At 65.8% G+C, this 24921-nt stretch carries 17 protein-coding genes; 12 read left to right on the top strand and 5 right to left on the bottom strand.

Features of this window, described 5'->3' with window-relative positions; translation table 11 throughout:
* Nucleotides 1-199: 199 nt before the first annotated feature.
* Nucleotides 200-610, bottom strand: coding sequence for a helix-turn-helix transcriptional regulator (locus OLSU_RS02500; RefSeq protein ID WP_013251373.1), 411 nt, complete (start codon nucleotides 608-610; stop codon nucleotides 200-202).
* Nucleotides 611-768: 158 nt separating this feature from the next.
* Here OLSU_RS02500 and OLSU_RS02495 point away from each other — a divergent pair, with 158 nt between their 5' ends.
* From OLSU_RS02495 to OLSU_RS02475, 5 genes are all read left to right on the top strand, one after another.
* Nucleotides 769-966 carry a hypothetical protein gene (locus tag OLSU_RS02495; RefSeq protein WP_013251372.1) on the top strand — a complete coding sequence of 66 codons (198 nt, stop codon included), beginning with the start codon at nucleotides 769-771 and terminating at the stop codon, nucleotides 964-966.
* Nucleotides 967-1008: 42 nt separating this feature from the next.
* Nucleotides 1009-2010: a LysR family transcriptional regulator gene (locus OLSU_RS02490; RefSeq protein ID WP_013251371.1), complete on the top strand. Its 1002-nt coding sequence runs from the start codon at nucleotides 1009-1011 to the stop codon at nucleotides 2008-2010.
* Nucleotides 2000-4576 carry a DEAD/DEAH box helicase gene (locus OLSU_RS02485; RefSeq protein WP_013251370.1) on the top strand — a complete coding sequence of 859 codons (2577 nt, stop codon included), beginning with the start codon at nucleotides 2000-2002 and terminating at the stop codon, nucleotides 4574-4576. Before OLSU_RS02490 ends, OLSU_RS02485 begins: the two co-directional genes overlap by 11 nt.
* A 266-nt stretch (nucleotides 4577-4842) precedes the next feature.
* On the top strand, nucleotides 4843-5427 hold the full coding sequence (gene yihA, locus OLSU_RS02480; protein ID WP_013251369.1) for a ribosome biogenesis GTP-binding protein YihA/YsxC: 585 nt from the start codon (nucleotides 4843-4845) through the stop codon (nucleotides 5425-5427).
* A gap of 1 nt (nucleotide 5428) precedes the next feature.
* Complete coding sequence (locus OLSU_RS02475) at nucleotides 5429-7624, top strand: HelD family protein (protein WP_013251368.1); 2196 nt, start codon at nucleotides 5429-5431, stop codon at nucleotides 7622-7624.
* A 354-nt stretch (nucleotides 7625-7978) separates the two neighbouring features.
* Here the strand turns inward: OLSU_RS02475 and OLSU_RS02470 are convergent, their stop codons facing one another.
* On the bottom strand, nucleotides 7979-9025 hold the full coding sequence (locus tag OLSU_RS02470; protein ID WP_013251367.1) for an ABC transporter substrate-binding protein: 1047 nt from the start codon (nucleotides 9023-9025) through the stop codon (nucleotides 7979-7981).
* A 262-nt stretch (nucleotides 9026-9287) separates the two neighbouring features.
* Nucleotides 9288-12842 carry a pyruvate:ferredoxin (flavodoxin) oxidoreductase gene (gene nifJ / locus OLSU_RS02465; RefSeq protein ID WP_013251366.1) on the bottom strand — a complete coding sequence of 1185 codons (3555 nt, stop codon included), beginning with the start codon at nucleotides 12840-12842 and terminating at the stop codon, nucleotides 9288-9290.
* A 519-nt stretch (nucleotides 12843-13361) separates the two neighbouring features.
* Between nifJ and OLSU_RS02460 the strand changes: the two genes are divergently transcribed.
* A complete protein-coding gene (locus OLSU_RS02460) occupies nucleotides 13362-14411 on the top strand; it encodes a hypothetical protein (protein WP_013251365.1) in 1050 nt (349 codons plus the stop codon).
* A gap of 218 nt (nucleotides 14412-14629) precedes the next feature.
* Here the strand turns inward: OLSU_RS02460 and OLSU_RS02455 are convergent, their stop codons facing one another.
* On the bottom strand, nucleotides 14630-15790 hold the full coding sequence (locus OLSU_RS02455) for an iron-containing alcohol dehydrogenase (protein WP_013251364.1): 1161 nt from the start codon (nucleotides 15788-15790) through the stop codon (nucleotides 14630-14632).
* Between the two features lie 426 nt (nucleotides 15791-16216).
* On the opposite strand from OLSU_RS02455, the gene OLSU_RS02450 reads away from it, so the two are divergent.
* The 5 genes from OLSU_RS02450 to OLSU_RS02430 all read left to right on the top strand — a co-directional run bounded on the left by OLSU_RS02450 (nucleotide 16217) and on the right by OLSU_RS02430 (nucleotide 21371).
* The gene (locus OLSU_RS02450) at nucleotides 16217-17194 is read left to right on the top strand and encodes an ABC transporter substrate-binding protein (RefSeq protein ID WP_013251363.1); all 978 of its coding nucleotides are present in this window, start codon (nucleotides 16217-16219) and stop codon (nucleotides 17192-17194) included.
* A gap of 158 nt (nucleotides 17195-17352) precedes the next feature.
* Nucleotides 17353-18276, top strand: coding sequence for an ABC transporter permease (locus OLSU_RS02445; protein ID WP_013251362.1), 924 nt, complete (start codon nucleotides 17353-17355; stop codon nucleotides 18274-18276).
* Complete coding sequence (locus tag OLSU_RS02440) at nucleotides 18270-19064, top strand: ABC transporter ATP-binding protein (RefSeq protein ID WP_013251361.1); 795 nt, start codon at nucleotides 18270-18272, stop codon at nucleotides 19062-19064. The genes OLSU_RS02445 and OLSU_RS02440 overlap by 7 nt, the downstream gene beginning before the upstream one ends.
* Nucleotides 19065-19130: 66 nt before the next feature.
* Entirely contained in the window at nucleotides 19131-20390 is a 1260-nt protein-coding gene (locus OLSU_RS02435; RefSeq protein WP_013251360.1) for a diphosphate--fructose-6-phosphate 1-phosphotransferase, read from the top strand.
* A 111-nt stretch (nucleotides 20391-20501) separates the two neighbouring features.
* Nucleotides 20502-21371, top strand: coding sequence for an LOG family protein (locus OLSU_RS02430; protein WP_162260686.1), 870 nt, complete (start codon nucleotides 20502-20504; stop codon nucleotides 21369-21371).
* A gap of 2 nt (nucleotides 21372-21373) precedes the next feature.
* Here OLSU_RS02430 and OLSU_RS02425 read toward each other — a convergent pair whose 3' ends face one another.
* Complete coding sequence (locus OLSU_RS02425; RefSeq protein WP_013251358.1) at nucleotides 21374-22261, bottom strand: helix-turn-helix transcriptional regulator; 888 nt, start codon at nucleotides 22259-22261, stop codon at nucleotides 21374-21376.
* Nucleotides 22262-22435: 174 nt separating this feature from the next.
* Between OLSU_RS02425 and OLSU_RS02420 the strand changes: the two genes are divergently transcribed.
* Nucleotides 22436-24718 carry a glycogen/starch/alpha-glucan phosphorylase gene (locus tag OLSU_RS02420; RefSeq protein ID WP_013251357.1) on the top strand — a complete coding sequence of 761 codons (2283 nt, stop codon included), beginning with the start codon at nucleotides 22436-22438 and terminating at the stop codon, nucleotides 24716-24718.
* The last annotated feature ends 203 nt before the right edge of the window (nucleotides 24719-24921 follow it).

Here is a 24921-nt window from a genome sequence, read left to right as displayed (position 1 = left end):
GGGCTCGGTTGCATTTCAGTATCGCTACACTATATCCTCTCGCACACCCACAGCGCCATGTCCAAGATGTGTTGATTGGGCCAAGCATCTTCAAAGGAGGCGCACATGGACATCGTATGGAGCTGCAACCCCCAGGTGCCCGAGGCTTCTGCGAGGCGATGGGCCCGGTGCCCTACAAAGTCGGCATGGAGCAGATCCTCTAGCGCGGTCGACGCTTCTTGGCGGAGTCACGCATGATCTCGAGCACGGCCATGCGAACGTTGGGGGCAAGCCTCCCGTAGAGGTCCACGATGGTCTCCTCTATCGTGGTGACGGGCGCGAAGGACGTGTGTCCCCTATACCCCAAGACATCGTTGGGCGTACAGCCCAGAAGGTCGCAGAGCGCGCGGATGCGCTCGGCACCCAGTTCGGTGCGGCCCGTCTCCCACGAGCTGTAGGTCTTCGAGCTGACGCCCAGCTGCGCGGCAACCTGCACCTGGCTTAGGCCCACCTTGTCACGCAGGTAACGGAGGTTGTTCTCGTGAACTGCCCGTTCCCCCTGCGTCGAGCGGGGTCCTGCGGCGACGGCATCCGCGCTCCTATCAGACGCTTCTTTGTACCGTTCGCCCACGACACCTCCTTTTGCTACTTGCTAGCCTATATTTTGTGGTGTCATACAAGTCGCATATCTACTGCGCGTAGGCATCTCGTCTATGTAGGCTTAGAATCTAGCCTCGCGAGGCAGTCCCGCACGCACGAGGTGCCTCACGGACAATCATGGAGGGGCTTATGGTCGAACACGAAGGGAACGAGATGAGCGCTTTCGAGCTGCCCAAGGCCGGCAAGCAATTCAGGATCTGCGACACCGGCCAGGTGCTGACCTACGAGCAGATGACCTCCGGCATCGACGCCGACCTCCTGCCCCATGACCAGGACAGCCTCGAGCTGTTCCTGAGCGTCATGGGCGCCGAGGCCACGGACGAGTAGCGACCGTCGCTGCGGCGGCGCGAGGGGGCCTGGGAGAAGAGCATGAGGCTTCAGCAGTTGCGCTACATCATCGCAATAGCCGAGAGCGGCTCGATGAACTCCGTCGCGCGCTCCCTGTTTATCTCCCAGTCCAGCCTCTCCGTCGCCGTGCGCGACCTCGAACGGGAGCTGGGCATCAGGGTGTTCAACCGTTCGAGCAGGGGCATCACGCTCACCAGCGAGGGCGTGGAGTTCCTGGGGTACGCACGCCAGGTCGTCGAGCAGGCCGACCTGCTCGCACGGCACTACCGCCAGAAGGGCGAGGACGCGCACAGGCGCCTCGCCATCTCGTCCCAGCACTACGCCTTCGCGGTGAACGCGTTCATCGACTTCGTCGCCGAACGCGACGACGCGTCATGCGAGTACTCGCTGCGCGAGACACGCACCAGCGAGATCATCGAGGACGTCCGCTCCTTCAGGAGCGACATCGGCATCCTCTACCTCTCGGGCTCGAACGAGCGCGTGCTGCGCAGCCGCCTCGAGGAGGCGTCCCTCTCGTTCACGCCGCTCTTCCGCGCGCGGCCCCACGTGTTCGTCCGCGAGGGGCACCCCCTCGCGGAAAGGCCCTCCGTCACGGTGGAGGACCTGGCGCCCTTCGCGCGCTACACCTTCGAGCAGGGGCCCGAGAGCTCGCTCTTCTACTCGGAGGAGCCCCTGGCGACGCTTCCCCACGACCGAGAGATCGTCGTGAGCGACCGCGCGACGATGACCGGCCTGCTCTCGCGCTACGACGGCTTTTTGGTCTCCACGGGGGTCCGCTCGGACGAGATGTTCTCGGGCATCACCTCGATTCCCATCGAGTGCGACGAGGTCATGAACGTGGGCTACGTCACCCACAGCCAGCGACGGCTCACGTCGCTCGCCCTGGGGTACATCGCCAAGCTCGACGAGCTCATCCTCAGCTTCGAGGACGACGAGACCCTCGTCCCCTCCAAGGCGGCGCACCGGATCGCAAAGGCCCTCGAGGGGCGGCGGCGCCCAGGGCGGGGGCCACGTGACGGATGACGAGACAGGCTCCCTCGGGAGCCTGGTTCCCTGGCCAGACGACGAGACGTTCGCCGACATACCCGCCGACGAGGCGCTCGGGCTCTTCCTGGGTTGGGTGGAGTCGCGCGGCATGGACCTGTGGGAGCACCAGGAGGAGGCCCTCCTCGACATCGCTGCCGGCGACCACGTGATCCTGGGCACGCCCACCGGGTCCGGCAAGTCCCTGGTGGCGCTCGGACTCTCCTTCATGGCAGTCTGCACCAACCGGCGCGCCTGCTACACCGCGCCCATCAAGGCGCTCGTCAGCGAGAAGTTCTTCGACCTCGTGGGACTGCTCGGCCGTGAGAACGTGGGGATGATCACGGGCGACGTCGTCATCAACGGCGACGCCCCCATCGTGTGCTGCACCGCCGAGATCCTGGCCCAGGACGCGCTGCGCAAGGGCGAGGGCGCCGACATCGGCTGCGTCGCCATGGACGAGTTCCACTTCTATGGGGACCGCGAACGCGGCTGGGCCTGGCAGGTGCCCCTGCTCACGCTGCCCCGCACGCAGTTCCTGCTGATGAGCGCCACCCTGGGTGACGTCGGCGGCATCGCGCGTGCGCTCGAGGCGCACACCGGCCGCGCCGTCGACGTCGTCGCGGACGCGCCGCGCCCCGTGCCACTCTCCTGGCGCTATGTCGACACCCCCCTCGAGGCCACGGTCAAGGTCGCCCTCGAGGCAGGCGAGGCGCCGCTCTACATAGTCCACTTCTCACAGCAGGATGCCATCAGGAGCGCACAGTCGCTGGCAAGCTTCGGGGTGTCGACCAGGGAGCAGCGCACGCGCATCGGGGACGCCCTGGCAGGGACCCGCTTCACCACCACCTTCGGGAAGGCCCTCAGGCGCCTTTTGCTCACGGGCGTCGGCGTGCATCACGCCGGCATGCTCCCACGCTACCGCCTGCTGGTCGAGAAGCTCGCACAACAGGGGCTTCTGCCCGTCATCTGCGGGACCGACACCCTGGGCGTCGGCATCAACGTCCCCATCCACACCGTCGTGCTGACCGCGCTCTCCAAGTTCGACGGGCGCCGCATGCGCCACCTCAACGCCCGCGAGTTCCACCAGATCGCAGGGAGGGCCGGTCGAGCGGGCTTCGACACCGAGGGCGTGGTCATCGCCGAGGCCACCGAGTACGACATCGAGAACGCCCGCGCCCTGGCCAAGGCCGGAGGCGACCCCAAGAAGGCGCGAAAGGTCAGGACCAAGACGCCGCCCAAGGGCTACGTCGGCTGGAAGGAGGCGACGTTCGAGAGGCTCGTCGCCGCCGAGCCCGAGCCCATGAGACCCCGCATGCGCATCACGCATGCCATGGTCCTGGCCGAAGTCGTGCAGGGCGGGGACGCCTACGCGCGCACCATCCGCCTCATCGACGGCTCCGCCCAGAGCGCCGAGGAGAAGGAGCGGCTGCGCAGGCGTGCCGACGAGATCTTCGCCACCCTCATCGACGCAGGCGTCGTGGAGCGTCACGAGGGAGCGGACGGCAGCGCGGACTTCGCGGCGACCGTGGATGTGCCCGAGGACTTCGCCCTGGACCAACCCCTGTCGCCGTTCCTCCTTGCCGCCCTGGAGCTTTTGGATCCCGCAGACGACCACTACGCGATGGACCTCGTCTCCATGGTCGAGGCGACCCTCGAGGACCCGCCGCAGATCCTGCGTGCCCTCGAGCGCCAGGCCCGCGACGAGGCCATGGCCCGCATGAAGGCCGACGGCGTGGAGTACGACGAACGCATTGAGCGTATCCAGGAGGTCAGTTACCCCAAGCCGCTCGAGGGGTTTCTGGATGCCGCCTTCGAGCGCTACTGCGAGAAGGTCCCCTGGGCCGCCGACTTCGCCCCCAGCCCCAAGTCGGTCCTGCGCGACATGCTCGAGACGGCATCCGACTTCAAGGGCTACGTACAGCGCTGCAACATCGCGCGTAGCGAGGGCACGCTGCTGCGCTACCTCTCGGACGCGTATCGCGTGCTCGACCGCACCGTACCGCCCGAGAAGCTCGACGAACGCCTGCGCGACATCGTTGCCTGGCTCAGGTTGGTCGTGCGCTCCGTGGACTCCTCGCTCGTGGACGAGTGGGAGGCCGCGGGCACGACCGGCGCCGACGGTGCGGACGTCACGCCGCCCGATGCGGACGAGGTCGTGCACGACCGCCGAGGCCTTGTGGTCCTGGTCAGGAACGCCCTCTTCGCGCGCGTGCGCCTCATCGCCCACGGCGACGACGAGGGGCTGGGCGAGATGGACGGTGGCTGGGGATGGCGCGCGGCGCGCTGGCGTGCCGCGATCGAGGCCTACCATGGGGCCCACGAGGAGGTCCTTCTCGACGGTGGCGCACGTTCGAACGCCTATCTGCTCATGGACGAGTCAGACGAGCGGGACTCCCATGTCTGGCACGTGCGGCAGATGCTGAGGGACGAGGATGACGAGGGGGACTTCGGCATCTCGGCGGACGTCGACCTCGATGCCACCCAGGAGGAGGGGGAGGTCGTCTTCAAAAGCTATGCCGTCGGCTTCATTGAGGACCTCCTGGAGGCGGAAGGGGGCCGGTAGGCACGTAACGGGGTGCTGGTCACGTACTTCGTGGTCCCTCCCCCTTTGAACGACCGCAAAGCCATGGGTTTTAAGGCTTTTCTCGTCGAGTGCCCGGCATCCCAACAACCGTCTTGGTACCCTGGTCCCCTGAACGAGGGCGTCCGCCCGGCATGTCCAGCCCAAGCGGAGCACCGGCAATCGCCCAGGTCGAGAAGAGACTGCAGCCCATGGCCCAGGGAGGGCCTCGGGAGTTCGAAGGGCTGCTCGCGACAGGGAGGCACCCCATGGCCCTCAAGTACGAGACCGCCCGCTACGAGGCGTCCTATGGGACCGTAGGGCAGCTGCCCGAGCCGACCACGCCGGAGGTCGCCTTCGCCGGTCGCTCCAACGTCGGCAAGTCGTCGCTTCTCAACCGGCTCGTCGGGCGCAAGGCGCTCGCACGCGTCTCGTCCCAGCCGGGCAAGACGGCCAACATCAACTTCTTCGACGTCGACGGGGTGCGCTTCGTCGACCTGCCCGGCTACGGCTTCGCGAAGGTCTCCCAGAGGGAGCGCCGGCGCTGGGCAGACCTCATAGGCGGCTACTTCGCGCAGGGGCGCAGCTTCAACCTCGTCGTGTCGCTCGTCGACATCCGCCACGACGCCCAGCAGCTCGACCGCGACATGCTCGGCTTCCTGACGGAGAACGAGCTGCCCTACGTGGTGGCACTGACCAAGGCCGACAAGCTCAGCCGTGCCAGGCAGTCCCAGCAGGCCGCAGCGCTCGCCCGGCAGTTCGGCATCGACCGCACGCGCATGATCGTCACCTCGTCCGAGACCGGCCTGGGAATAGGCGAGCTCCGCCGCGTCATCGAGGAGGCGTGTCTCTAGCATGGACGACAGGACGCTGGCAGCAGAGCAGGCACACCTCGACGACATCTACGCGCAGCTCGTCCGTCTGCGCGACGAGCTCACCGAGAGGCTCGAGACCACCCACAGGCAGGCCGCCCGGGACCTGATCGACATGTCCGAGGAGGTGCGCCAGGACTTCGGCGGCGCCGACGAGGCCATGGAGACCCTGGCGGCCATCGAGACCCTGAACTCCGTCATAGACTCCTACAACCAGGTGCATGACTTCGACATCGAGCGCCTGGGACGCGTGGCCATACTGCTGAGGCAGCCCTACTTCGCCAAGGTGCGCCTCAGGATGCGCCCGGGACGACCCGCACGCGACGTCTACATCGGTGCCGCCGGCATGACCGACGACCACCACACACCGCTCGTCGTCGACTGGCGCAACCCCATCGCGGAGACCTATTACAACCAGGAGATGGGGACGACCTCCTACGAGGTCGATGGGAGGCTGCGCACCGTGGAGCTCGAGCTGCGCCGGCAGTTCGACATCACGCGCGACCACCTCAACCTGTACTTCGACTCTGACGTCGCGATCGAGGACTCGCTGCTCCTCTCGGCGCTCAGCCGCCATCACTCCGAGAAGCTCCAGGCCATCACGGCCACCATCCAGCGAGAGCAGAACCGGGTCATCCGCCACCGGGACGTGGGCGCTCTCATCGTCAGCGGCATCGCGGGCTCGGGCAAGACGTCGGTCCTGCTCCAGCGCATCGCCTTCCTGCTCTACCGCGAGCGCAAGACCCTTGACGCGAGCCAGGTCTACCTCTTCACGCCCAACGACGTCTTCAGGCGCTACGTCGACACCGTCCTGCCCTCGCTGGGCGAGTCAAACCCCCGGACCTTCACCTGGCGCTCCTTCACGGCGGCGCAGGGCCTCGCCGACCACGGGGAGGGCAGGGGCACCACGGCGGACGAGCTGGGTCGCCTCGAGGCCGCCGTGCCGTCACTCGAGCTGCTGCCCTCCGACTTCCGCGAGGTCAAGGTCGCCGAGACGGTGCTCCTCAGGACCTCGAGCATCCAGGGCGCGGCAGAGAAGTACGCGCGCTTCCCCGTTGGGCCCAAGTTCGTGGCCTTGGTCAAGGACGAGCTCCATGGCCGCCTGAACCGCAGGATCGCGAATCTCGCCCACGACGAGGAGCTCCAGGAGCGCATGCTCGCGCTTGACGTCGACGAGCAGATGGCCCGCTTCGGGGAGGTCATCTCCCCCAATGACGAGGACGAGCTCCTCTCATGGGCCAAACGCTATGCCGAGGGTCTCTACGGGGGTGCGCACGACGAGATAGAGCGGTCTGGGTGGCTGCGCATCGATCGCATAGGCGCACGCATCCTAGGAACCAGCAACCTGAATTCCGTCGAATGGCTGTACCTGCACCTGCTCATCACCGGCGGTGGCGGGCGCGACGCCCGTTACGTGATGGTCGACGAGGTCCAGGACTACTCCGCAGGGCAGCTCATGGTGCTGGCACGCTACTTCTCACGGGCGCACTTCCTGCTTTTGGGGGACGAGCACCAGGCCATTCGGGAGGGCAGTGCCTCCTTCGACGAGATCAGGCGCGTCTTCGGGGAGTCCCATGGGGAGGTCGAGGAGTGCCGCCTGCTCACGAGCTACCGCTCCACGCCCGAGGTCACCGCCCTGTTCTGGGGCCTGGTCGAACAGGACGAGCACGCCGCGGTGAGCTCGGTCCAACGCGATGGCGGACGTCCGCGCATAATCGAGGTCAGCTCGGGGGACGCAGGCGCTTACCTGGCAATGCTCAGGGAGATCCTCGACGAGGCCGGGCGATGCAAGGGGCTCTGTGCCGTCATCTGCGCCGACAGGGCCCGTTCCCGTTGGCTCGCACGCCAGCTGAAGGGGGTCCGGCCGGAGGGTGCGCCGGATGGCCAACGAGGAGGCCTGCGGCCGAGGATGGGGGACGCGCAACCAGGGAGCGCCGTCACTCTCGTCGACAAGGGCGACGCACTGCCCGCAGGGGGCGTGGTGCTCATGGAGCTCTCGCTCGCCAAAGGCCTCGAGTTCGACCATGTCGTCGTCGCGGATGCCCAGGCGGAGGTCTACCCCGACACGCCCCTCTCGCGAAACCGACTCTACACGGCCCTCTCGCGCGCCACGCACAGGGTGAGCGTCCTCTCGCAGGGGCCGCTCACCCCCCTGCTCGCGGCCACGGAGCGGTGCTAGCGCGAGGCGGCGCGGCCGGGTGCCGGAGCGCGACGGAGCATCCTCTCCCGGAGCCACGGGTCCGGAGCCCACAGGTCCCGATTGCCAGAAGTGAGTGCCGCTACCCAGAAGTGAGTGCCGCTACCCAGAAGTGAGTGCCGCTACTCACTTCTGGCAATTTCGACAAGCCCGGTACCTGCGATGATATCGCAAGATACGCACTTCTCGGACGCGAGATGCCCCCGAGGGGACTAAAAGGTGCTCACTTCTAAAAGTACTCTAGAAGCACTCGCAAAAGTACTCGCAGAAACACTCGCTTCCGATGGCCGAGGCCGGCGATCCGGGGTCCCAGGACCATGCGTTCCGCATGGCGAGCTACCCGGCGTAGTAGAAGTCGTCACCGGGAAGAGAGCCGCCCACGGAACTGGCGTCGGCATCAAAGAGGGTCTTGAGGTAGCCCGAGAGCGCCCCCCTGAGATCGTCCCCGGTCAGGCAGACCAGATGGCATCCGGGAATGGCCTTCGCGGCGATCTGCTCGCTGTCCACGATGCCCGCGTTCACGACCAGGGGCGCCGTGCCCTCAGGATCGGCGTTCGCCGCATCGACGGAGGCGGACTGCCGCTCGACGAACTCCCTGACGGCGTCGGGATGCTCCTCGAGGAACTCCCTGCGCGCCACCGTCACACCCGTGACGAGCCTTGAGCCGTCCGCAGACGCCGTGTCCCAGACATCGTTGAGGTCGATGGTTGCCTTGAGCGAGGGGTTCTTGGCACAGGCCACCGTGACGTAGGGCTGCGGCAGCACGGCGACGGCATCAAGGTCCTGGGAGATGGCCTGGACGACCTCGGTGGCCTCGCTCTTGAACTCGAGCGTCACCTGCCCGGCAAGCCCGTTCCTCTCGAGGAGGTAGTTCATGACGTACTCGGGCGTCGCCCCCTTGCCCGTCATGTAGACGGTCCGCCCCGACAGCGCCGAGAAGTCCACCACACCGGAATCGGCCGTCACCACAGAGAGAACGCCGAGCGTGTTGACGTCGAGGGCCACGACACCGCCTGCGGTCTTGTTGTAGAGGACGGAGGCGACGTTGGCCGGGACGAGGGCGATGTCGACATCGCCCTGGATGAGGGAGGGCACGACCTCGTCGGCAGAGCCGGCCACAGTGAAGTCGTATGCGTTGGCCAGGCTGCCGGGGTCGCTTGCGGCCTTGTCCATGAACGACGCGAGGCCGATGGAGGTCGGGCCCTTGAGGGACGCCACCTTGACGTCGACGGACCCCACGGCCTCGGACTGCCGTGCATCGGTGTCGGCGGGTTGACCCGAGGGGGCGGCCTGCCCCCCGCAGGCGACAAGCGCGGCGGACAGCACGGCCGCCACAGCGGCCACGGCCGCAGCGTGCAGCCTGCGAATACGATTCTCGCGCATGTGATCGCACCTTCCCGTCATGGCCATGTGCCACCCAAGGCCCCGGGCAGCACCTTCCGATACCAGGTCCAATATCGGGCGCAGCAAACCCTAGCGCATGCGGATGCCTGGCATAATCGACAAATCGCCCGAAAAACCTCCCGAATGGTCGCACGAGACGAGGAAGACCGGGCCGGAGGCGCTACGCCCCCAGCCCGGCCAGCCTAGCCTATGGGTTCGTGACTGCGCACAATCTCACGTCGCAGCCCACCGCCTCTGGTCCCTAAGCCTCGGCGTAGAGGTCCTTGAGCTTGAGGAGATGCTGGTAACGAGCCATGGCGGCCTCCTCGTTGCGCTGGAAGAGCTTCTCCGCGCGCTCTGGGAACTCGCTGGTGAGGCGGGCGTAGCGCGCCTCGTTCATCAGGAACTCCTGATAGCCGCCCTTCGGCTCCTTGGAGTCGAGGACAAACTTCTTGCCCGGACCAGCGGAGGGGTTGAAGCGGAAGAGGTTCCAGTAGCCGCAGTCGACGGCCTTCTTCATCTCCTCCTGGCAGTGGATCATGCCGCCCTTCTTGATGGAGTGCATCTCGCAGGGGCTGTAGCCAATGATGAGGGACGGACCGTCGTAGGCCTCGGCCTCGGCGATGGCCTTGAGGGTCTGGGCGAGGTTGGCGCCCATGGCGACCTGTGCGACGTAGACGTAGCCGTAGCTCATCTCGATCTCGGCGAGGGACTTCTTGCTGGTCGCCTTGCCGGCAGCCGCGAACTGGGCGACCTGGCCGATGTTGGAGGCCTTGGACGCCTGGCCGCCGGTGTTGGAGTAGACCTCGGTGTCGAAGACGAAGACGTTCACGTTGTTGCCGGAGGCAAGGACGTGGTCCAGGCCACCGAAGCCGATATCGTAGGCCCAGCCGTCGCCACCGAAGATCCAGAAGGACTTCTTGGTCATAAACGACCTGTCAGCGGCGATCGCCTTGGCGGCATCGGAGCCGTTGGCCTCGAGTGCCGCGACGTAGGCCGCAGCCGCAGCCTTGGAGGCGGCGGCGTCGCCCCGGGAGTCCAGCCAAGCCTGGGCGGCCGCCTTGAACTCGTCGGAGACGTCGGTCGCGAGAAGGGCCTCGGTGGCAGCGACCAGGCGGTTCTGCTCGGCCTCGTAGCCCACGCTGAAGCCTAGGCCGTGCTCGGCATTGTCCTCGAAGAGCGAGTTGTTCCACGCGGGGCCATGGCCCTCGGCGTTGCAGGTGAACGGCGAGGTGGCGGCAGGGTTGCCCCAGATGGAGGAGCAGCCGGTAGCGTTGGAGATGAACATGCGGTCACCGAAGAGCTGGGTCACGAGACGTGCGTAGGAGGTCTCGGCGCAGCCGGCGCAGGAGCCGGAGAACTCGAGCAAAGGCTTCCTGAACTGGGAGCCCTTGGTGGTCTTGTCCGAGAAGAGCTCGCCCTTCTCGGAGACCTTGTTGACGGCGTAGTCCCAGACGGCCACCTGGGCGGCCTCTTCCTCCTGGGGCACCATCGTGAGGGCACCGCCCTCCTTCATGTCGCTCTTGGGGCAGATGGCGACGCAGTTGTAGCAGCCCATGCAGTCAAGCGGCGACACGGCGACGGTGAAGGTGTAGCCGGTGTTCTTGGGGATCTTGAGTCCGACCGTCTTCATGGCCTCGGGTGCGGCGGCGGCCTCCTCGGCGTTCATGGCAACCGGGCGGATGGTCGCGTGGGGGCAGACGTAGGCACAGTTGTTGCACTGGATGCACTTGCTCTCGTCCCAGCGCGGGACCATGACCGCCGTGCCGCGCTTCTCGTAGGCGGAGGCACCCAGCTCCCACTGGCCGTCGGCGTTGGCCGCAAAGGCGGAGACGGGCAGGGAGTCGCCGTCCATCTTGTTGATGGGCCCAAGGAGTTCCTTGACCTGCTTGACGATGGCCTCGCGGCCCTCGAGCGCCAGCGTGTCGGGCCTGTCCTCGGCCGTGGCCCAGCCGGCCGGCACCTCGAACTTGCGGAACGCGGTGGCACCTGCGTCGATGGCCTTGTGGTTGGCTGCGACAACGGCCTCGCCCTTCTTGGAGTAGGACTTGGTCGCCGCGTCCTTCATGTACCGGAGGGCGTCCTCGGCGGGCAGGACCTTGGCAAGCGCGAAGAAGGCGGACTGGAGCACCGTGTTGGTGCGCTTGCCCATGCCGACCTTGGCTGCCAGGTCAATGGCGTCGATCAGGTAGACGTTGATGTCGTTCTCGGCGATGTAGCGCTTGGCGTTCGCCGGCATGTGCTCGGCGAACTCCTCGTCGCTCCACTGGCAGTTGAGAAGGAAGCTGCCACCTGGCTTGACGTCGCGGACCATCTTGAAGCCCTTGATGATGTAGCTGGGGTTGTGGCAGGCGACGAAGTCGGCTGCGGTGACGTAGTAGGGCGAGCGGATGGGGGCGTCGCCGAAGCGCAGGTGCGAGATGGTCACACCGCCGGTCTTCTTGGAGTCGTACTGGAAGTATGCCTGAACGTACTTGTCGGTGTGGTCGCCGATGATCTTGATCGAGTTCTTGTTGGCGCCCACCGTGCCGTCGCCGCCGAGGCCCCAGAACTTGCACTCGATGGTGCCAGCGGCCGAAGTGTTGGGAGCCTTGGGGTCCATGGGCAGGGAGAGGTTGGTGACGTCATCGACGATGCCGATGGTGAACTCGCGCTTGGGCTCGTCCTTCTTGAGCTCGTCGTAGACGGAGAAGGCAGCCGCAGGCGGCTCGTCCTTGGAGCCAAGGCCATAACGGCCCCCGATGACGGGGATCCCGCCCATGCCGGACTCGACGAGGGCGCACACGACGTCCTGGTAGAGGGGCTCCCCGATGGAGCCGGGCTCCTTGGTGCGGTCGAGGACGGCAATCTTCTTGACGGATGCGGGCAGCGCCGCGACGAAGTCCTTGACGGACCACGGACGGTACAGGCGGACCTTGACCAGCCCGACCTTCTCGCCATGGGCGTTGAGGTAATCGATGGTCTCCTCGAGGGTGTCACAGAAGGAGCCCATGCAGACGACGACGCGGTCGGCATCCTCGGCGCCGTAGTAGTCGAACAGGTGATAGGAGGTGCCGAGCTTCTCGTTGACCTTGTCCATGTAGGCCTGGACGACCGCAGGCAGCGCGTCGTAGGTGGAGTTGCATGCCTCGCGGTGCTGGAAGAAGATGTCTCCGTTCTCGTGGCTGCCGCGGGCATGGGGATGCTCGGGGTTGAGGGCATGATCACGGAACGCCTGGACGGCATCCATGTCACACATGTCCGCCAGGTCGCTGTAGTCCCAGACGGCAACCTTCTGGATCTCGTGGGAGGTGCGGAAGCCGTCGAAGAAGTTCAGGAACGGCACCTTGCCCTCGATGGCGGACAGGTGGGCGACGGGCGCGAGGTCCATGACCTCCTGGACGTTGGTCTCGGCGAGCATGGCGAAGCCGGTCTGGCGGCAGGCCATGACGTCGGAGTGGTCGCCAAAGATGTTGAGCGCCTGCGTGGCGACGGTACGTGCGGAGACATGGAAGACGCCCGGCAGCTGCTCTGCCGCAATCTTGTACATGTTGGGGACCATGAGCAAAAGGCCCTGCGACGCCGTATAGGTCGTGGTCAGGGCACCTGCGCCCAGCGAGCCGTGGACGGTGCCGGCGGCACCCGCCTCGGACTCCATCTCGACGACCTTGACGGGCGTGCCGAAGACGTTCTTCATGCCCTGGGCTGCCCACTGGTCGACGTGGTCGGCCATCGGGCTGGACGGTGTGATCGGGTAGATGCCCGCCACCTCGGTGTAGGCATACGAGACGTACGCCGCGGCCTCGTTACCGTCCATCGACTTGAATTTTCTCGCCATATCCTCTCCTTCGAAAAGCGATGCGCCCCGCCGTCTTCGGCGGCTCGTTCCAAGAGCAAGTCAAGGTCGTGTCGGCTGTGTCCCCCAGCACAGGCCTAAAAGCACAGGCCTAAACGAAGTTCATCATAACGCAACCACTTTGAAGCAGCATGACGCATCCGAGCGTATTCATGTTGCACCAGGCTACGTGCTGCGTCAGGCACCCTGTCAAGCACGGTCGCAGGCGGCAGGGACGACAAGTGGTCCGCCGCGCGAGCTGTCCGTGGCGCCGTCCTGTGGCTGTGGCCGTCCTGTGACCGTGGCCGTCCTGTGACCGTGGCCGTCCTGTGGCTGTGGCCGTCCTGTGACCGTGGCCGTCTACATACATGTCATGCATGTCATGCATGGCGTCGAGCGAATGCATGGGTTGGCGGAAAAGCGAATGACTGCGACCTTGAGGCAAATAGAAAACGGCCTCACTGCAAGCGGCATGATGCACAGTGGTGCCGGATACCAGCAATCGATCACACGGAGGCGGGCATGATAGTTCTCTCGCACGAGTCAGCGCTCGAGTACTACCGCCTTGCCGCAAGTGTCGACTCTGGCACCTACCGCGAATTGGGCGAGATCGCCGATCGATGGCCACGACGGGACAGGCTCGATTCGAGCGGATGCTCCGCCCTAGCCTGCCTAGGCGCGCTAGGGTCGCTCGAAAGGCCGCTTCATCTGCTGCTACCTGATAAAAACCGGGTCCGCTCGCCCGAAGTCGCGTTCCACCGCTGGAGCGCCCGCCTTCCCTCAGACCCCTTCTGGAGAGTGAGCGACGACGTGTGGGTGAGCTCCCCATCGTTCACGCTCCTACAGCTGTGCTCGAACGTCTTTCGACGTGACCGCCGCACGGGCACCTCGGCTGAGGCCATGGATGACAGAAGGCGGCTCAACCGCAGCCCATATTCCCAGTTGGCCGGCACCATCAGGCTGACGCTCGTCGCAATGGAGCTCATGGGAACCTATCGCCTTGCCCCAATCCGAGGCAACACGAGCTTTGGCACAGAGACGCTCCTGTCAGCCAACGAGCTGCATGGCTTCGTGGATGCGCATGAGGGGCATCAGGGAATCCAGATGCTGCGGCGAGTCACAAGTCATGCCATGCCCAACTCTTACTCGCCCATGGAGACCGCACTTGCCCTTGGGCTTACTCTGCAGAGGCGCTACGGTGGCTTCCAGCTCCCCCAACCACATCTAAACGAGCTGCTCGAGCTCACGGGTACCGGGGGAAGGACAGTAAGCTACCGTCCGGACCTCTATTGGCCTGAACGGCACCTCGTCGTCGAGTATGACAGCGATCTCTTCCACTCGGCCGATACAAAACGCTCGAAGCTCGCCGAGGACGACGAGCGCTCGAACGCGCTCACGGCCATGGGGAGGCATGTCATGCATGTGACAAAGGAGCAGATGCTCGATTTCAGGAAGTATCAGGTCTTGGCAAGCCAGGTCACGCGTGCCCTGGGCAGGAAACCCGCAGCTACGGACAGGGAGGCATGCCGCCAGCAGAGCAAGTTGCACCACCTGCTACTACACCCCTATTGAGAGGCGAAGCGCGCAAAGACCGCTACCCCCAGGCGTGAGCACCCGCAGGCGTGAGCACCCGCAGGCGTGAGCAACCGCTAACCTCGTATGAGAACGATCCCAACTACAGAATATGCGAGGTTAGCGGTTCGCCCCGCAGCACAGCGGTTCGCCCCGCAGCACAGTACACAGCATTCCGCCTCGACACCGCAAGATGCCAGCGTCACGAAACGTCCTACCTACAGTGCCGCACGGTATATCTCCACGATGTCATCCTGCGACAGGGCGACGAAGGACCCCTTGCAGCCATCGGCCGCCTTCCGAGCCATCACCTCGAAGTTCTTTTCGTCCGTGATGCCGACTTCGCGCAGGGTTGCAGGAAGGTGCATGGCCTCGACAAAGAACGCGCGCGTCCTGGAGATGGCCTCACGCGCCACCTTCATGTCATCAACGCCGGACAGGCCCCAGACGTTGCAGCCGTACGCCGCGAAGAGCGGTGCGGTCTGGGCATCCAGGACATGCTCCATCCAGGCGGGGGTCAAGATCGCCAGCCCCTCGCCGTGCGTGATGTCGTAGAACGCGGAAAGCTCGTGCTCCATGGGGTGAACGCACCAGGCAGGCGAGCAGCCGTCGCTTACGAGGCCGTTGATCGCATGGCTTGCCGCCCACATGAGGTTGGCGCGGGCGTCGTAGTCATCCGGGTGGGCAAGCGCGATGGGACCAAAGTGAATCATGGTCCCAAGGAGCCCCTCGGCCAGGCGCTTCTGCACGTAGGCACCCTCGTCCATCGAGAAGTAGCTCTCGAAGGTATGGCTCATCATGTCGGCCGTGCCGGCTGCGGTCTGCTTGGGACTCACGCTGAACGTGTAGCTGGGATCAAGCACGGACATCGTCGGCTTCATGCACTCGGCGCCGGTGCCCCACTTCTCGTTCTTGGACATGTCGGAGATGACCGCGAACGCATCCATCTCGGAACCCGTCGCAGAGAGCGTCAGGACCGAGAAGATGGGCAGTGCCGAAGCGGCCTTCGACCCGTCAAGTACCAGGTCCCATGGGTCACCGTCATACCTGGCGCCAGCCGCCACGACCTTGGCGCAATCGATGGTAGAGCCGCCGCCGATGGCAAGCACCATGTCCACACCCTCCCGTGCACAGAGGCCGACGCCACGGCGAACGGTCTCGATGCGCGGGTTGGGCTCGACGCCCGAAAGCTCGACGACCTCGATGCCAGCGTGGGTCAAGATCCGAATCGCCTCGTCGTAGATGCCGTTGCGCTTAATGGAACCGCCGCCGTAGACCAGCAGTGCCTTCTGGCCAAAGTCCGACAGCTCGGCGAGATGTGATATCTGCCCCCTGCCGAAGTAGATCTTGGTCGGAACGTGAAACATGAAGTCGTACATACCCCACTCCCCTCGCGAGAAGACCAGCCCCGGGGAGCACGACCCCGGAACCCTATCGGCCTTATACCCGCCATCCGGCGACTGGGGCGCGTCGTGCGCGGACGATGGGCACATGGACGACACATGCGCTGGCCATGCCTGAGCCAACATGGCACCCGCGCACGACACACACCCGCCACGCGGACACGGCGCGCCCGCGCACGACACGCCCGCCACGCGGACATGGCACCCGCGCACGACACGCCCGCCACGGCGCCGGTTACGACTCTGTAATCAATTGTTATTGCAAGGCGTTCCATGGGGCGCATGCGGCGATGATGGTCCGGTCACACCACCGTCCTTGGGTGGCAGGAAGGTCCTGATGACACGAAAGCGACCCGTCGTCGCGCACCAGAGCGCGGCAGAACCTAGGAGGAGGAAGTCGGCATGTCCAGAAACATCACGCGTCGCGACGCACTTGCAGTATTCGGAGGGCTGGCTGCCTTTGGGATCGCCGCCTGCTCCGACACCGGCTCGGATGGCTCCCCCTCCGACCACGGACAGTTCAAGATCGGCGTGCTACAGCTGACCGAGCACAAGGCGCTCGACGCAGCGAACGCCGGCTTCGTCCAGGCGCTCGACGCCGCTGGCCTCAAGTACACCATCGACCAGCAGAATGCCCAGAACGACCAGTCCGCCTGCCAGACCATCGCCTCCAAGCTGGTCAACGACGGCAACGACCTCATCCTCGCCATCGCCACGCCTGCCTGCCAGGCCGTGGCGGGCGCCACGGCCGACATCCCCATCGTCGGCACCGCCATCACCGACTACGCCGCCTCCGGTCTCGTCGCCGACAACGACGCCCCGGGAGGCAACGTCACCGGTACCTCCGACCTCACCCCGGTCGAGGAGCAGTTCGACCTGCTGCGGAAGCTCCTTCCCAACGCCAAGAGGGTTGCCGTCCTCTACTGCACCGCAGAGTCCAACTCCAGCGTGCAGGCGGGCATGGCCCACGACGCCGCCAGCGCGCGCAACTTGGACGCCGAGGACTACACGGTCTCCAGCTCCAACGAGATCCAGCAGGTCGTCGAGTCGATGATCGGCAAGGTGGACGTCATCTACGCCCCCACGGACAACACCATCGCGGCGGGCATGCAGACCGTCGCCATGGTCGCGACCGAGAACAAGCTCCCCATCATCTGCGGTGAGAGCGGCATGGTCGGCAACGGAGGACTTGCCACGTACGGCATCGACTATGGCAAGCTGGGGCGCAAGGCAGGCGAGATGGCCGTCAGGATCCTTAACGGCGAGGCCAAGCCCGCCGAGATGCCCATCGAGCACCTCGACGTCTCCGAGTGCACGCTGACCACCAACGAGGAGGCCGCCAAGACCCTGGGCATAGACCTCTCGGTGCTGGACGCCTAGGGCCCCGCCTTGCCAGACGTCCGCTTTATCAGGAGACCGCCTTCGAGGCGTCTGCCTTAGACTGTGGGTACCGCAGATCGCCGTCGGCCGGGTCCCTTTCCCCGGTCGGCGTCGGGCCGTACACGGCAAACCATAACGACCATGTCGGGGAGAACCACATGCTGCTAGCGCTTTCGGGAGCCGTTTCCCAGGGCATCCTCTGGGGCATCATGGTGCTGGGCGTCTTCATCACCTACAAGATGCTCGACATCGCGGACCTCACCGTAGACGGAAGCTTTGCCCTGGGCGGCTGCGTCGCGGCCGTCTGCTCGGTGGGGATGGGTCTGGACCCGCTCGTCGCGGTCCTTCTCGGTATGCTTGCGGGCGTCGTGGCGGGCGCCGTCACCGGGCTGCTCCACACCCTGTTCGACATCCCGGCGATCCTTGCGGGCATCCTGACCCAGATCGCGCTCTGGTCCATCAACCTGCGCGTTATGGGCAAGTCCAACACCCCGCTCCTGAACGCCGACACGGTCTTCACCCGCGTGGCATCGCTTCTGCACGTCACGCAGGGCATGGCGGCGCTCGTCGTGGGCATCGTCGTCGCGGTCCTGGCCATCGTCCTCCTCTACTGGTTCTTTGGCACCGAGATCGGCTCCGCGCTGCGCGCCACCGGCCAGAACGAGGACATGTGCCGTGCCCTGGGCATCGACGTGCGCGTCGCCAAGCTCATCGCCCTCATGCTCTCCAACGGCCTCGTGGGCCTGTCCGGTGCGCTCATCTGCCAGAGCCAGAAGTACGCGGACATCGGCATGGGGACGGGTGCCATCGTCATCGGCCTGGCCGCCATCGTCATCGGCGAGGTGCTTGGCCGCCTGACCCCCGGTAAGCTGCAGGCCTTCGGTAGCCGCCTGGCCTCCGCCGTGGTGGGATCCGTCGTCTACTTCCTCATCCGCGCCGTCGTGCTGCAGCTGGGCATGGACGCCAACGACATGAAGCTCCTGTCCGCCATCATCGTCGCGCTCGCGCTGGTCGTGCCCGTCGTCTGGGAGCGAGGTCGGCAACGCCGGGCCTACGCGAAGGGGGGCGAGCGCTCGTGCTAGTCCTCAAGGGTGTCACCAAGACCTTCAACAAGGGCACGGTCAACGAGAAGCCCGCGCTCACCGGTGTCGACCTCCACCTCGAGCCCGGCGACTTCGTCACCGTCATCGGTGGCAACGGCGCCGGCAAGTCCACGCTGCTCAACAGCATCGCGGGCGTCTTCGCGCTCGACGGCGGGCAGGTCATTCTGGACGGTCGCGACGTCAGCCGGCTGCCCGAGCACAGGCGGGCCACTGACCTGGGGCGCGTCTTCCAGGACCCCATGCGCGGCACTGCCGCAGACATGCAGATCGTCGAGAACCTCGCCCTCGCGGCCAGGCGTGGCGAGAGTCGCGGCCTGAGCTGGGGCATCACCAGAGACGAGCGCGCCTCCTACCGAGAGCGCCTGGCCGAGCTCGATCTGGGGCTCGAGGAGCGCTTGACCTCCAAGGTGGGCCTGCTCTCCGGCGGTCAGCGCCAGGCGCTCACCCTGCTCATGGCCATCCTCAAGAAGCCCAAGCTGCTGCTTCTGGACGAGCACACCGCCGCCCTCGACCCCAAGACCGCCTCCAAGGTCCTGGCCCTGACCGAGAGGCTCGTGGGGGGGCATGGCCTCACCACGCTCATGGTCACGCACAACATGAACGACGCCATACGCCTGGGCAACCGCCTGATCATGATGCACGAGGGCAACGTCATCTTCGATGCGCGCGACGACGAGAAGCGCCGTCTGCGCGTCCACGACCTGCTCCAGAAGTTCGAGGAGGCCTCGGGCGGCGAGCTCGCGAACGACCGCATGCTCCTGTCGTAGCGTCGCCTCCACGGCGTTTCCCTCTGCAGCGTTCTACTTCGCACCGTCCCCCGGGAGGTATGTGGCATGTACGGCACCCCTTGCGATACGCACGGCACCCTTCGCAACGTCCTCGTAGGCCAGTCGGGCGGCCCGACGGCCGCCATCAACGCCAGTCTCGCCGGCGTAGTGAGTGCCGCCCGCAGGCAGGGAGCCCACGCCGTCGGCATGCGCTACGGCATAGAGGGCTTCCTGGCCGGTCGCACCGTCGACCTGGACGCTGCGCTCCCCACGAGCGTCGAGCTCGAGCTGCTGCGCCACACGCCTGCCAGCTGGCTGGGCAGCTGCCGGTACAAGCTCCCGGACGCATCGGAAGACGCCGGCACCTACGAGAGGCTCTTCTCGGCCTTCGAGCGCCAGCAGGTCGACGCGGTGCTCTACATCGGCGGCAACGACTCCATGGACACCATCGCCAAGCTCGGCGCCTGGGGCTCACGCGTCGGCAGCGGCGTCCGCTTCGTCGGCATCCCCAAGACGATCGACAACGACCTGGTCGGGACGGACCACACCCCGGGCTACGGCTCGGCGGCCAAGTACGTGGCGACCTCCATCGGCGAGCTGTCCTGCGACTCGGACGTCTATGACCTCAAGGGCGTCACCGTGGTCGAGATCATGGGCCGCGACGCAGGCTGGCTCGCCGCGGCGGCGGCGCTCGCCACACAAGGCGGCGTCCCCGCGGCCGACGTCATCCTCCTGCCCGAGGCGCCGCTCGAGGTCGACGCCCTGCTCGGCAGGCTTGAGGGGCTCCTGGCCGAGAAGAGCAGCGTCATCCTCGCCGCGAGCGAAGGCGCACGCACGCCTGACGGGCGCCTCGTAGCCGAGCGGACCAACGCGCCCGGGACCCGGCGCGACGCCTTCGGCCACCTGGCGGCGCTCTCGGGCACCAGCCGGTACCTGGCGCAGCTCGTGAGGGAGCGCCTGGGCGTCAAGGCCCGTGCGGTCGAGATCTCGACCCTGCAGCGCTGCGCCAGTCACTGCGCAAGCGCGACGGATCTGGACGAGGCCTTCGCGCTGGGCGCAGCTGGCGTCGAGGCGGCGGAGCGCGGCGGGAGCGAGCGGATGTGCGCCCTCAGGCGCAGCGGGGACGCCCCTTACGGCTGCTCAATCGAGACGGTGGACGTCCACGCCGTCGCCAACCGGACCAAACCCGTCCCCACGAGCTGGATCACCGCAGACGGCATGGGGCTCACCGTCGACTTCGAGCGCTACGCGCGACCGCTCATTGCCGGCGAGCCCTCCCTCGCCTGGGAGGACGGGCTCCCCCAACGCCTTGCCCCTCTCGGGTAAACTGATGGGGTTATCACATTCTAGGGCTGTCACGTCACCGCGTCCGTAGGTTGTCGGCTCGGACACGGGGTGACGCGCGCGTCGATGCGTGAGACGGCGAAAGAGGGACCCATGGATCCGATGACGATTGACGGGCGTGGCGCAGACGGGCGTGGCGCTGGAGAGCACGGCACGACGGGAGGAGACGCCGTGGGGCGACGCAGCGCGGACCAGCCCCTGGGTCCCGCCTACCGACGCGGGCCCGTGCTCCTGCGCGGCAAGATGATCCCCGAGGACAGCACCAACGAGCATCTGCTCGAACCCATGCAGGACACCGAATGGCTCCACAGCGATCCCTGGCGCGTGCTCCGCATACAGTCGGAGTTCGTGGACGGCTTTGGCGCGCTGGCCGAGCTCGGCCCCGCCGTGTCGGTCTACGGATCCGCCCGCACCAGCCAGGACCATCCCGACTACCAGGCAGCCCGTCAGAGTGGACGGCTCATGGCCCAGAGGGGCGTCGCGGTGATAACGGGCGGAGGTCCCGGCATCATGGAGGCCGCCAACTGCGGTGCCGCCGAGATGGGCGGGGTCTCCGTCGGCCTGGGAATCGAGCTGCCCTTCGAGGAGGGCGTCAACAAGTGGGTCAACCTGGGGATGGGGTTTCGCTACTTCTTCGTGCGCAAGACCATGTTCGTGAAGTACTCGCAGGGGGCCATCATCTTCCCAGGCGGGCTTGGTACCATGGACGAGGCCTTCGAGCTGCTCACCCTCGTCCAGACCCACAAGTCTCCCGCCATACCCATCGTGCTCTTCGGGTCTGGCTACTGGCAGGGTCTCATAGACTGGATACAGGGCACCATGGTCGAGAGGGGAATGATGTCACCTGGTGACCTTCACCTCGTCAGCATGACCGACAGCGTAGAGGAGGCCGTTCGCATCGCCTGCAGCGCCATCGATGCCAAGCGAGGGGGCGCAACCGGTTCCTGCGACGTCACGGCCTAGCGTCACGTTCGCTCCATCCAGTGCTTGCGGTACGCGCTGGGCGGCATGCCGTACTTGGCACGGAAGCGACGCGTGAAGTACGAGAGGTTGTCGAACCCGCAGCCACGTGCGACAGTCGTCACGGACTCGTTCGTCCTTCGCAGGAGGGACTCCGCCTCGGACAGGCGGTAGTCGCTCAGGTAGCCCACGAAGGTCTGTCCCGTCTCCTGCTTGAAGATGCGCATGAAGTGGGCCTTGCTGTAGCCGCTCAGGCGGGCGGCCCCCGCGACGTCGAGCGGACGGTCGTAGTGGAGCCTCACCTCGTCGAACACCGGCCTCAGGCGCTCGATGGCCATGTCCGGACCGACGGGCTCGTCCCTTCTCGCGTGGACGTAGAGTGCATGCAGGAAGAGCAGCATCGCGCTCCTGACGAGCAGCGAGTTGCCCGCTACCCGCTCTGACGAGGCGGCGTCCGCCCGGTCCAGGGCGCGCGCCGCCTCCTGGTGGAGCTCGGACCCCGGCGAAAGCGGGTTGGGGATCCCCAACGTCCCCCTGCGCAAGGGGACCAGCACGTTCGTGCGGCACCAGTCCTCCTCCGCCGCGCTGTCGAGCGCCGAGAGCGAGAAGATGATGTTCTCGTACTCCATGCGCACGCCCGGGTCCCCCTCGATCGCATGGATCTGCCCCGGGCACACCACGACGATCGACCCCGCGACGACCGGCAGGCGCTCGAAGTTGAGCGACACCGCACCCGAGCCCCGCTTCACGTAGATGACTTCCATCTGCTCATGCCAGTGCGGCGGGACGCGATCGAAGTCCTGCGGGATCGTGCAGAGGTAGGTGTCGTAGGCGAAGCCGGCGCGCTCGTGGAGCTTGCGCTCGCGATAGCGCTCGTACTCCCCCGTCTCCATGGCCACCTCCCCGCAAGCACGGCCCCAAGTGAAGCTATTTGCTAGTTTAGTACTACTTTTCGCTGCTATGGTGCAAGATTTTCTCCTATATGCGCAACTATAGTGTCTATTAGCGTCCCATGCGGACACCACGCGTGCACCCAGGCGCCCGCCGAACCGGAAGGAAGGCCAGACATGAAGATCGCCACGCTCTCCTCGTACACCGACAAGCCCCTTGCGGACTGCACCGACCTCGAGCTCTTCAACGCGCTTTTGTCCCTCGTCGCGGATGCCACGCGCGAGCGCGGCTACAACCAGGGGAAGAAGAGGCTCTACTACATCTCCGCAGAGTTCCTCATCGGCAAGCTCCTGAGCAACAACCTCATCAACCTCGGTCTCTACGACAGCGTCCGAGACGAGCTCGCCGCCTGTGGCCGCGACCTCTCCGCCCTCGAGGAGATGGAGCTGGAGCCGTCGCTGGGAAACGGTGGCCTGGGCCGCCTTGCCGCCTGCTTCCTGGACTCCTGCGCGACCCTGGGCCTGCCCGCCGACGGCATCGGCCTGGCCTACCACTGCGGGCTCTTCCGCCAGAACTTTGCGGACAACCGCCAGTGCGAGTCGCCCGACTACTGGCTCAGGTGGGGGCAGGACAGCTGGCTGAGAAGGACGTCGCGACACTTCCGCGTGAGCTTTGGCGGCTTCGACGTCACCTCGACCCTCTACGAGATCGACGTCACCGGCTACGAGGGCAAAAGCGGCAAGCTGCGCCTGTTCGACGTGGACAGCGCAGACGAGCGCGTCATCCACAGCGGCATCTCCTTCGACAAGGACGACGTCACCAAGAACCTGACGCTCTTCCTCTACCCCGACGACTCGGACGATGCCGGCCGGCTCCTGCGCGTCTACCAGGAGTACTTCATGGTCTCCAACGGCGCGCAGCTCATCCTGGACGAGTGCCAGGCGCGCGGCAGCAACCTGCACGACCTTGCCGACTACGCCGCAATCCAGATCAACGACACGCACCCCACGATGGTCATCCCCGAGCTCATCCGCCTGCTGGGAGAGCACGGCATCGCCTTCGACGAGGCCGTCTCGATCGCGCGCGACGTGTGCGCCTACACCAACCACACCATCCTCGCCGAGGCGCTGGAGACCTGGCCCAAGCACTTCATCGAGCAGGTCGCCCCGCAGCTCATCCCCATCATCGACCAGCTGGACAAGCTGGTGCGCGACAGCTGCGAGGACCCCTTCGTCCAGGTGATCGACGAGCACGGCAACGTCCACATGGCCAACATCGACATACACTTCAGCCACTCCGTCAACGGCGTGGCGGCGCTCCATACCAAGATCCTGGAAGACGTCGAGCTGGCACCGTTCTACAAGCTCTATCCCGAGAAGTTCAACAACAAGACCAACGGCATCACCTTCCGCCGCTGGTGCATCGAGTGCAACCCCGAGCTCGCAGGCCTCATCACCCAGACCATCGGAGACGATTGGAAGCACGACGCCACCCGGCTGGAGGACCTGCTCGCGCACCAGGATGACGACGGCCTTCTCGACCAGCTGAGCAAGATCAAACGCCACAACAAGGAGCGCTTCGCCGCATGGCTGCGTGCTCACCAGGGTACCGAGGTCGATCCCGACGCCATCTTCGACGTGCAGTCCAAGCGACTGCACGAGTACAAGCGCCAGCAGCTCAACCTGCTGTGGGCCACGAACACGTACCTGCAAGTCAAAGCCGGCAAGTTGCCCGAGCGCAAGGTATGCATGCTCTTTGGGGCCAAGGCGGCCCCGGCCTACACCATCGCCAAGGACATCATCCATGCCATCATCTGCCTGGGCAAGGTCGTTGCCGCAGACCCCGTGGCGAGCCAGTACCTGCAGGTCGTGATGATCGAGAACTACAACGTCACCGCTGCGGAGCGACTCATCCCCGCCGCCGACGTCTCGGAGCAGATCTCGCTGGCCTCCAAGGAGGCGTCGGGCACCAGCAATATGAAGTTCATGCTCAACGGAGCCCTGACGCTGGGCACGATGGACGGCGCCAACGTGGAGATCGCGGAGCTCGTGGGCAAGGGGAACATCTACACCTTTGGCGAGGGCTCCGACGAGGTCATCGCGCGCTACCAGCGTGGCGACTACGACCCGCGCAGCTACTACGAGGGGGACGAGCGCCTCAAGGAGGCCGTCGACTTCCTGCGCGGACCGCAGATGCTTGAGGTGGGCAATGCGGAAAGCCTCGAGCGTCTGACGGAGGAGCTCCTGGGCAAGGACTGGTTCATGACCTTCCCGGACTTCGACTCCTACCTGACCGAGAAGGCCCGCGTCCTGAATGACGTGGCTGACCAGCATAGCTGGCAGCGCAAGGCCCTGGTGAACATCGCAAAGGCCGGGTTCTTCTCGTCTGACCGCACCATAGAGCAGTACAACCGCGACATCTGGCACCTGGGCGTCGACAGCAGCCGCGGTTGCGAATGACAGCGGCAGCTGCGGTCGCGAGTGACGGCGGCTCGCAAGTGACGGCGGCTGCGGGTCGCTATGCGGTGCGCACGAACCGGCCGACAATTGCGGGACGTAGGCGGTAGGGTAACCCATAGAGGCAGGATAACCCACGCGAGCAACGTCAGCAGCAAGGTGACCCACACAGCGGAAAGTAGCAAAAGTCACTCAGGGACTTTTGC

Source organism: Olsenella uli DSM 7084 (genome assembly GCF_000143845.1).
GTDB classification, from domain to species: domain Bacteria; phylum Actinomycetota; class Coriobacteriia; order Coriobacteriales; family Atopobiaceae; genus Olsenella; species Olsenella uli.
This window is presented reverse-complemented; position numbering and strand designations above follow the sequence as displayed.

Coding starts and splice junctions, on each gene's coding strand:
- OLSU_RS02475 (WP_013251368.1), top strand. CDS start 5,429: ATGGACGACAGGACGCTGGCAGCAGAGCAGGCACACCTCGACGACATC.
- OLSU_RS02445 (WP_013251362.1), top strand. CDS start 17,353: ATGCTGCTAGCGCTTTCGGGAGCCGTTTCCCAGGGCATCCTCTGGGGC.
- OLSU_RS02450 (WP_013251363.1), top strand. CDS start 16,217: ATGTCCAGAAACATCACGCGTCGCGACGCACTTGCAGTATTCGGAGGG.
- OLSU_RS02490 (WP_013251371.1), top strand. CDS start 1,009: ATGAGGCTTCAGCAGTTGCGCTACATCATCGCAATAGCCGAGAGCGGC.
- OLSU_RS02420 (WP_013251357.1), top strand. CDS start 22,436: ATGAAGATCGCCACGCTCTCCTCGTACACCGACAAGCCCCTTGCGGAC.
- OLSU_RS02425 (WP_013251358.1), bottom strand. CDS start 22,261: ATGGAGACGGGGGAGTACGAGCGCTATCGCGAGCGCAAGCTCCACGAG.
- OLSU_RS02435 (WP_013251360.1), top strand. CDS start 19,131: ATGTACGGCACCCCTTGCGATACGCACGGCACCCTTCGCAACGTCCTC.
- OLSU_RS02430 (WP_162260686.1), top strand. CDS start 20,502: ATGGATCCGATGACGATTGACGGGCGTGGCGCAGACGGGCGTGGCGCT.
- yihA (WP_013251369.1), top strand. CDS start 4,843: ATGGCCCTCAAGTACGAGACCGCCCGCTACGAGGCGTCCTATGGGACC.
- OLSU_RS02495 (WP_013251372.1), top strand. CDS start 769: ATGGTCGAACACGAAGGGAACGAGATGAGCGCTTTCGAGCTGCCCAAG.
- OLSU_RS02470 (WP_013251367.1), bottom strand. CDS start 9,025: ATGCGCGAGAATCGTATTCGCAGGCTGCACGCTGCGGCCGTGGCCGCT.
- OLSU_RS02460 (WP_013251365.1), top strand. CDS start 13,362: ATGATAGTTCTCTCGCACGAGTCAGCGCTCGAGTACTACCGCCTTGCC.
- nifJ (WP_013251366.1), bottom strand. CDS start 12,842: ATGGCGAGAAAATTCAAGTCGATGGACGGTAACGAGGCCGCGGCGTAC.
- OLSU_RS02455 (WP_013251364.1), bottom strand. CDS start 15,790: ATGTACGACTTCATGTTTCACGTTCCGACCAAGATCTACTTCGGCAGG.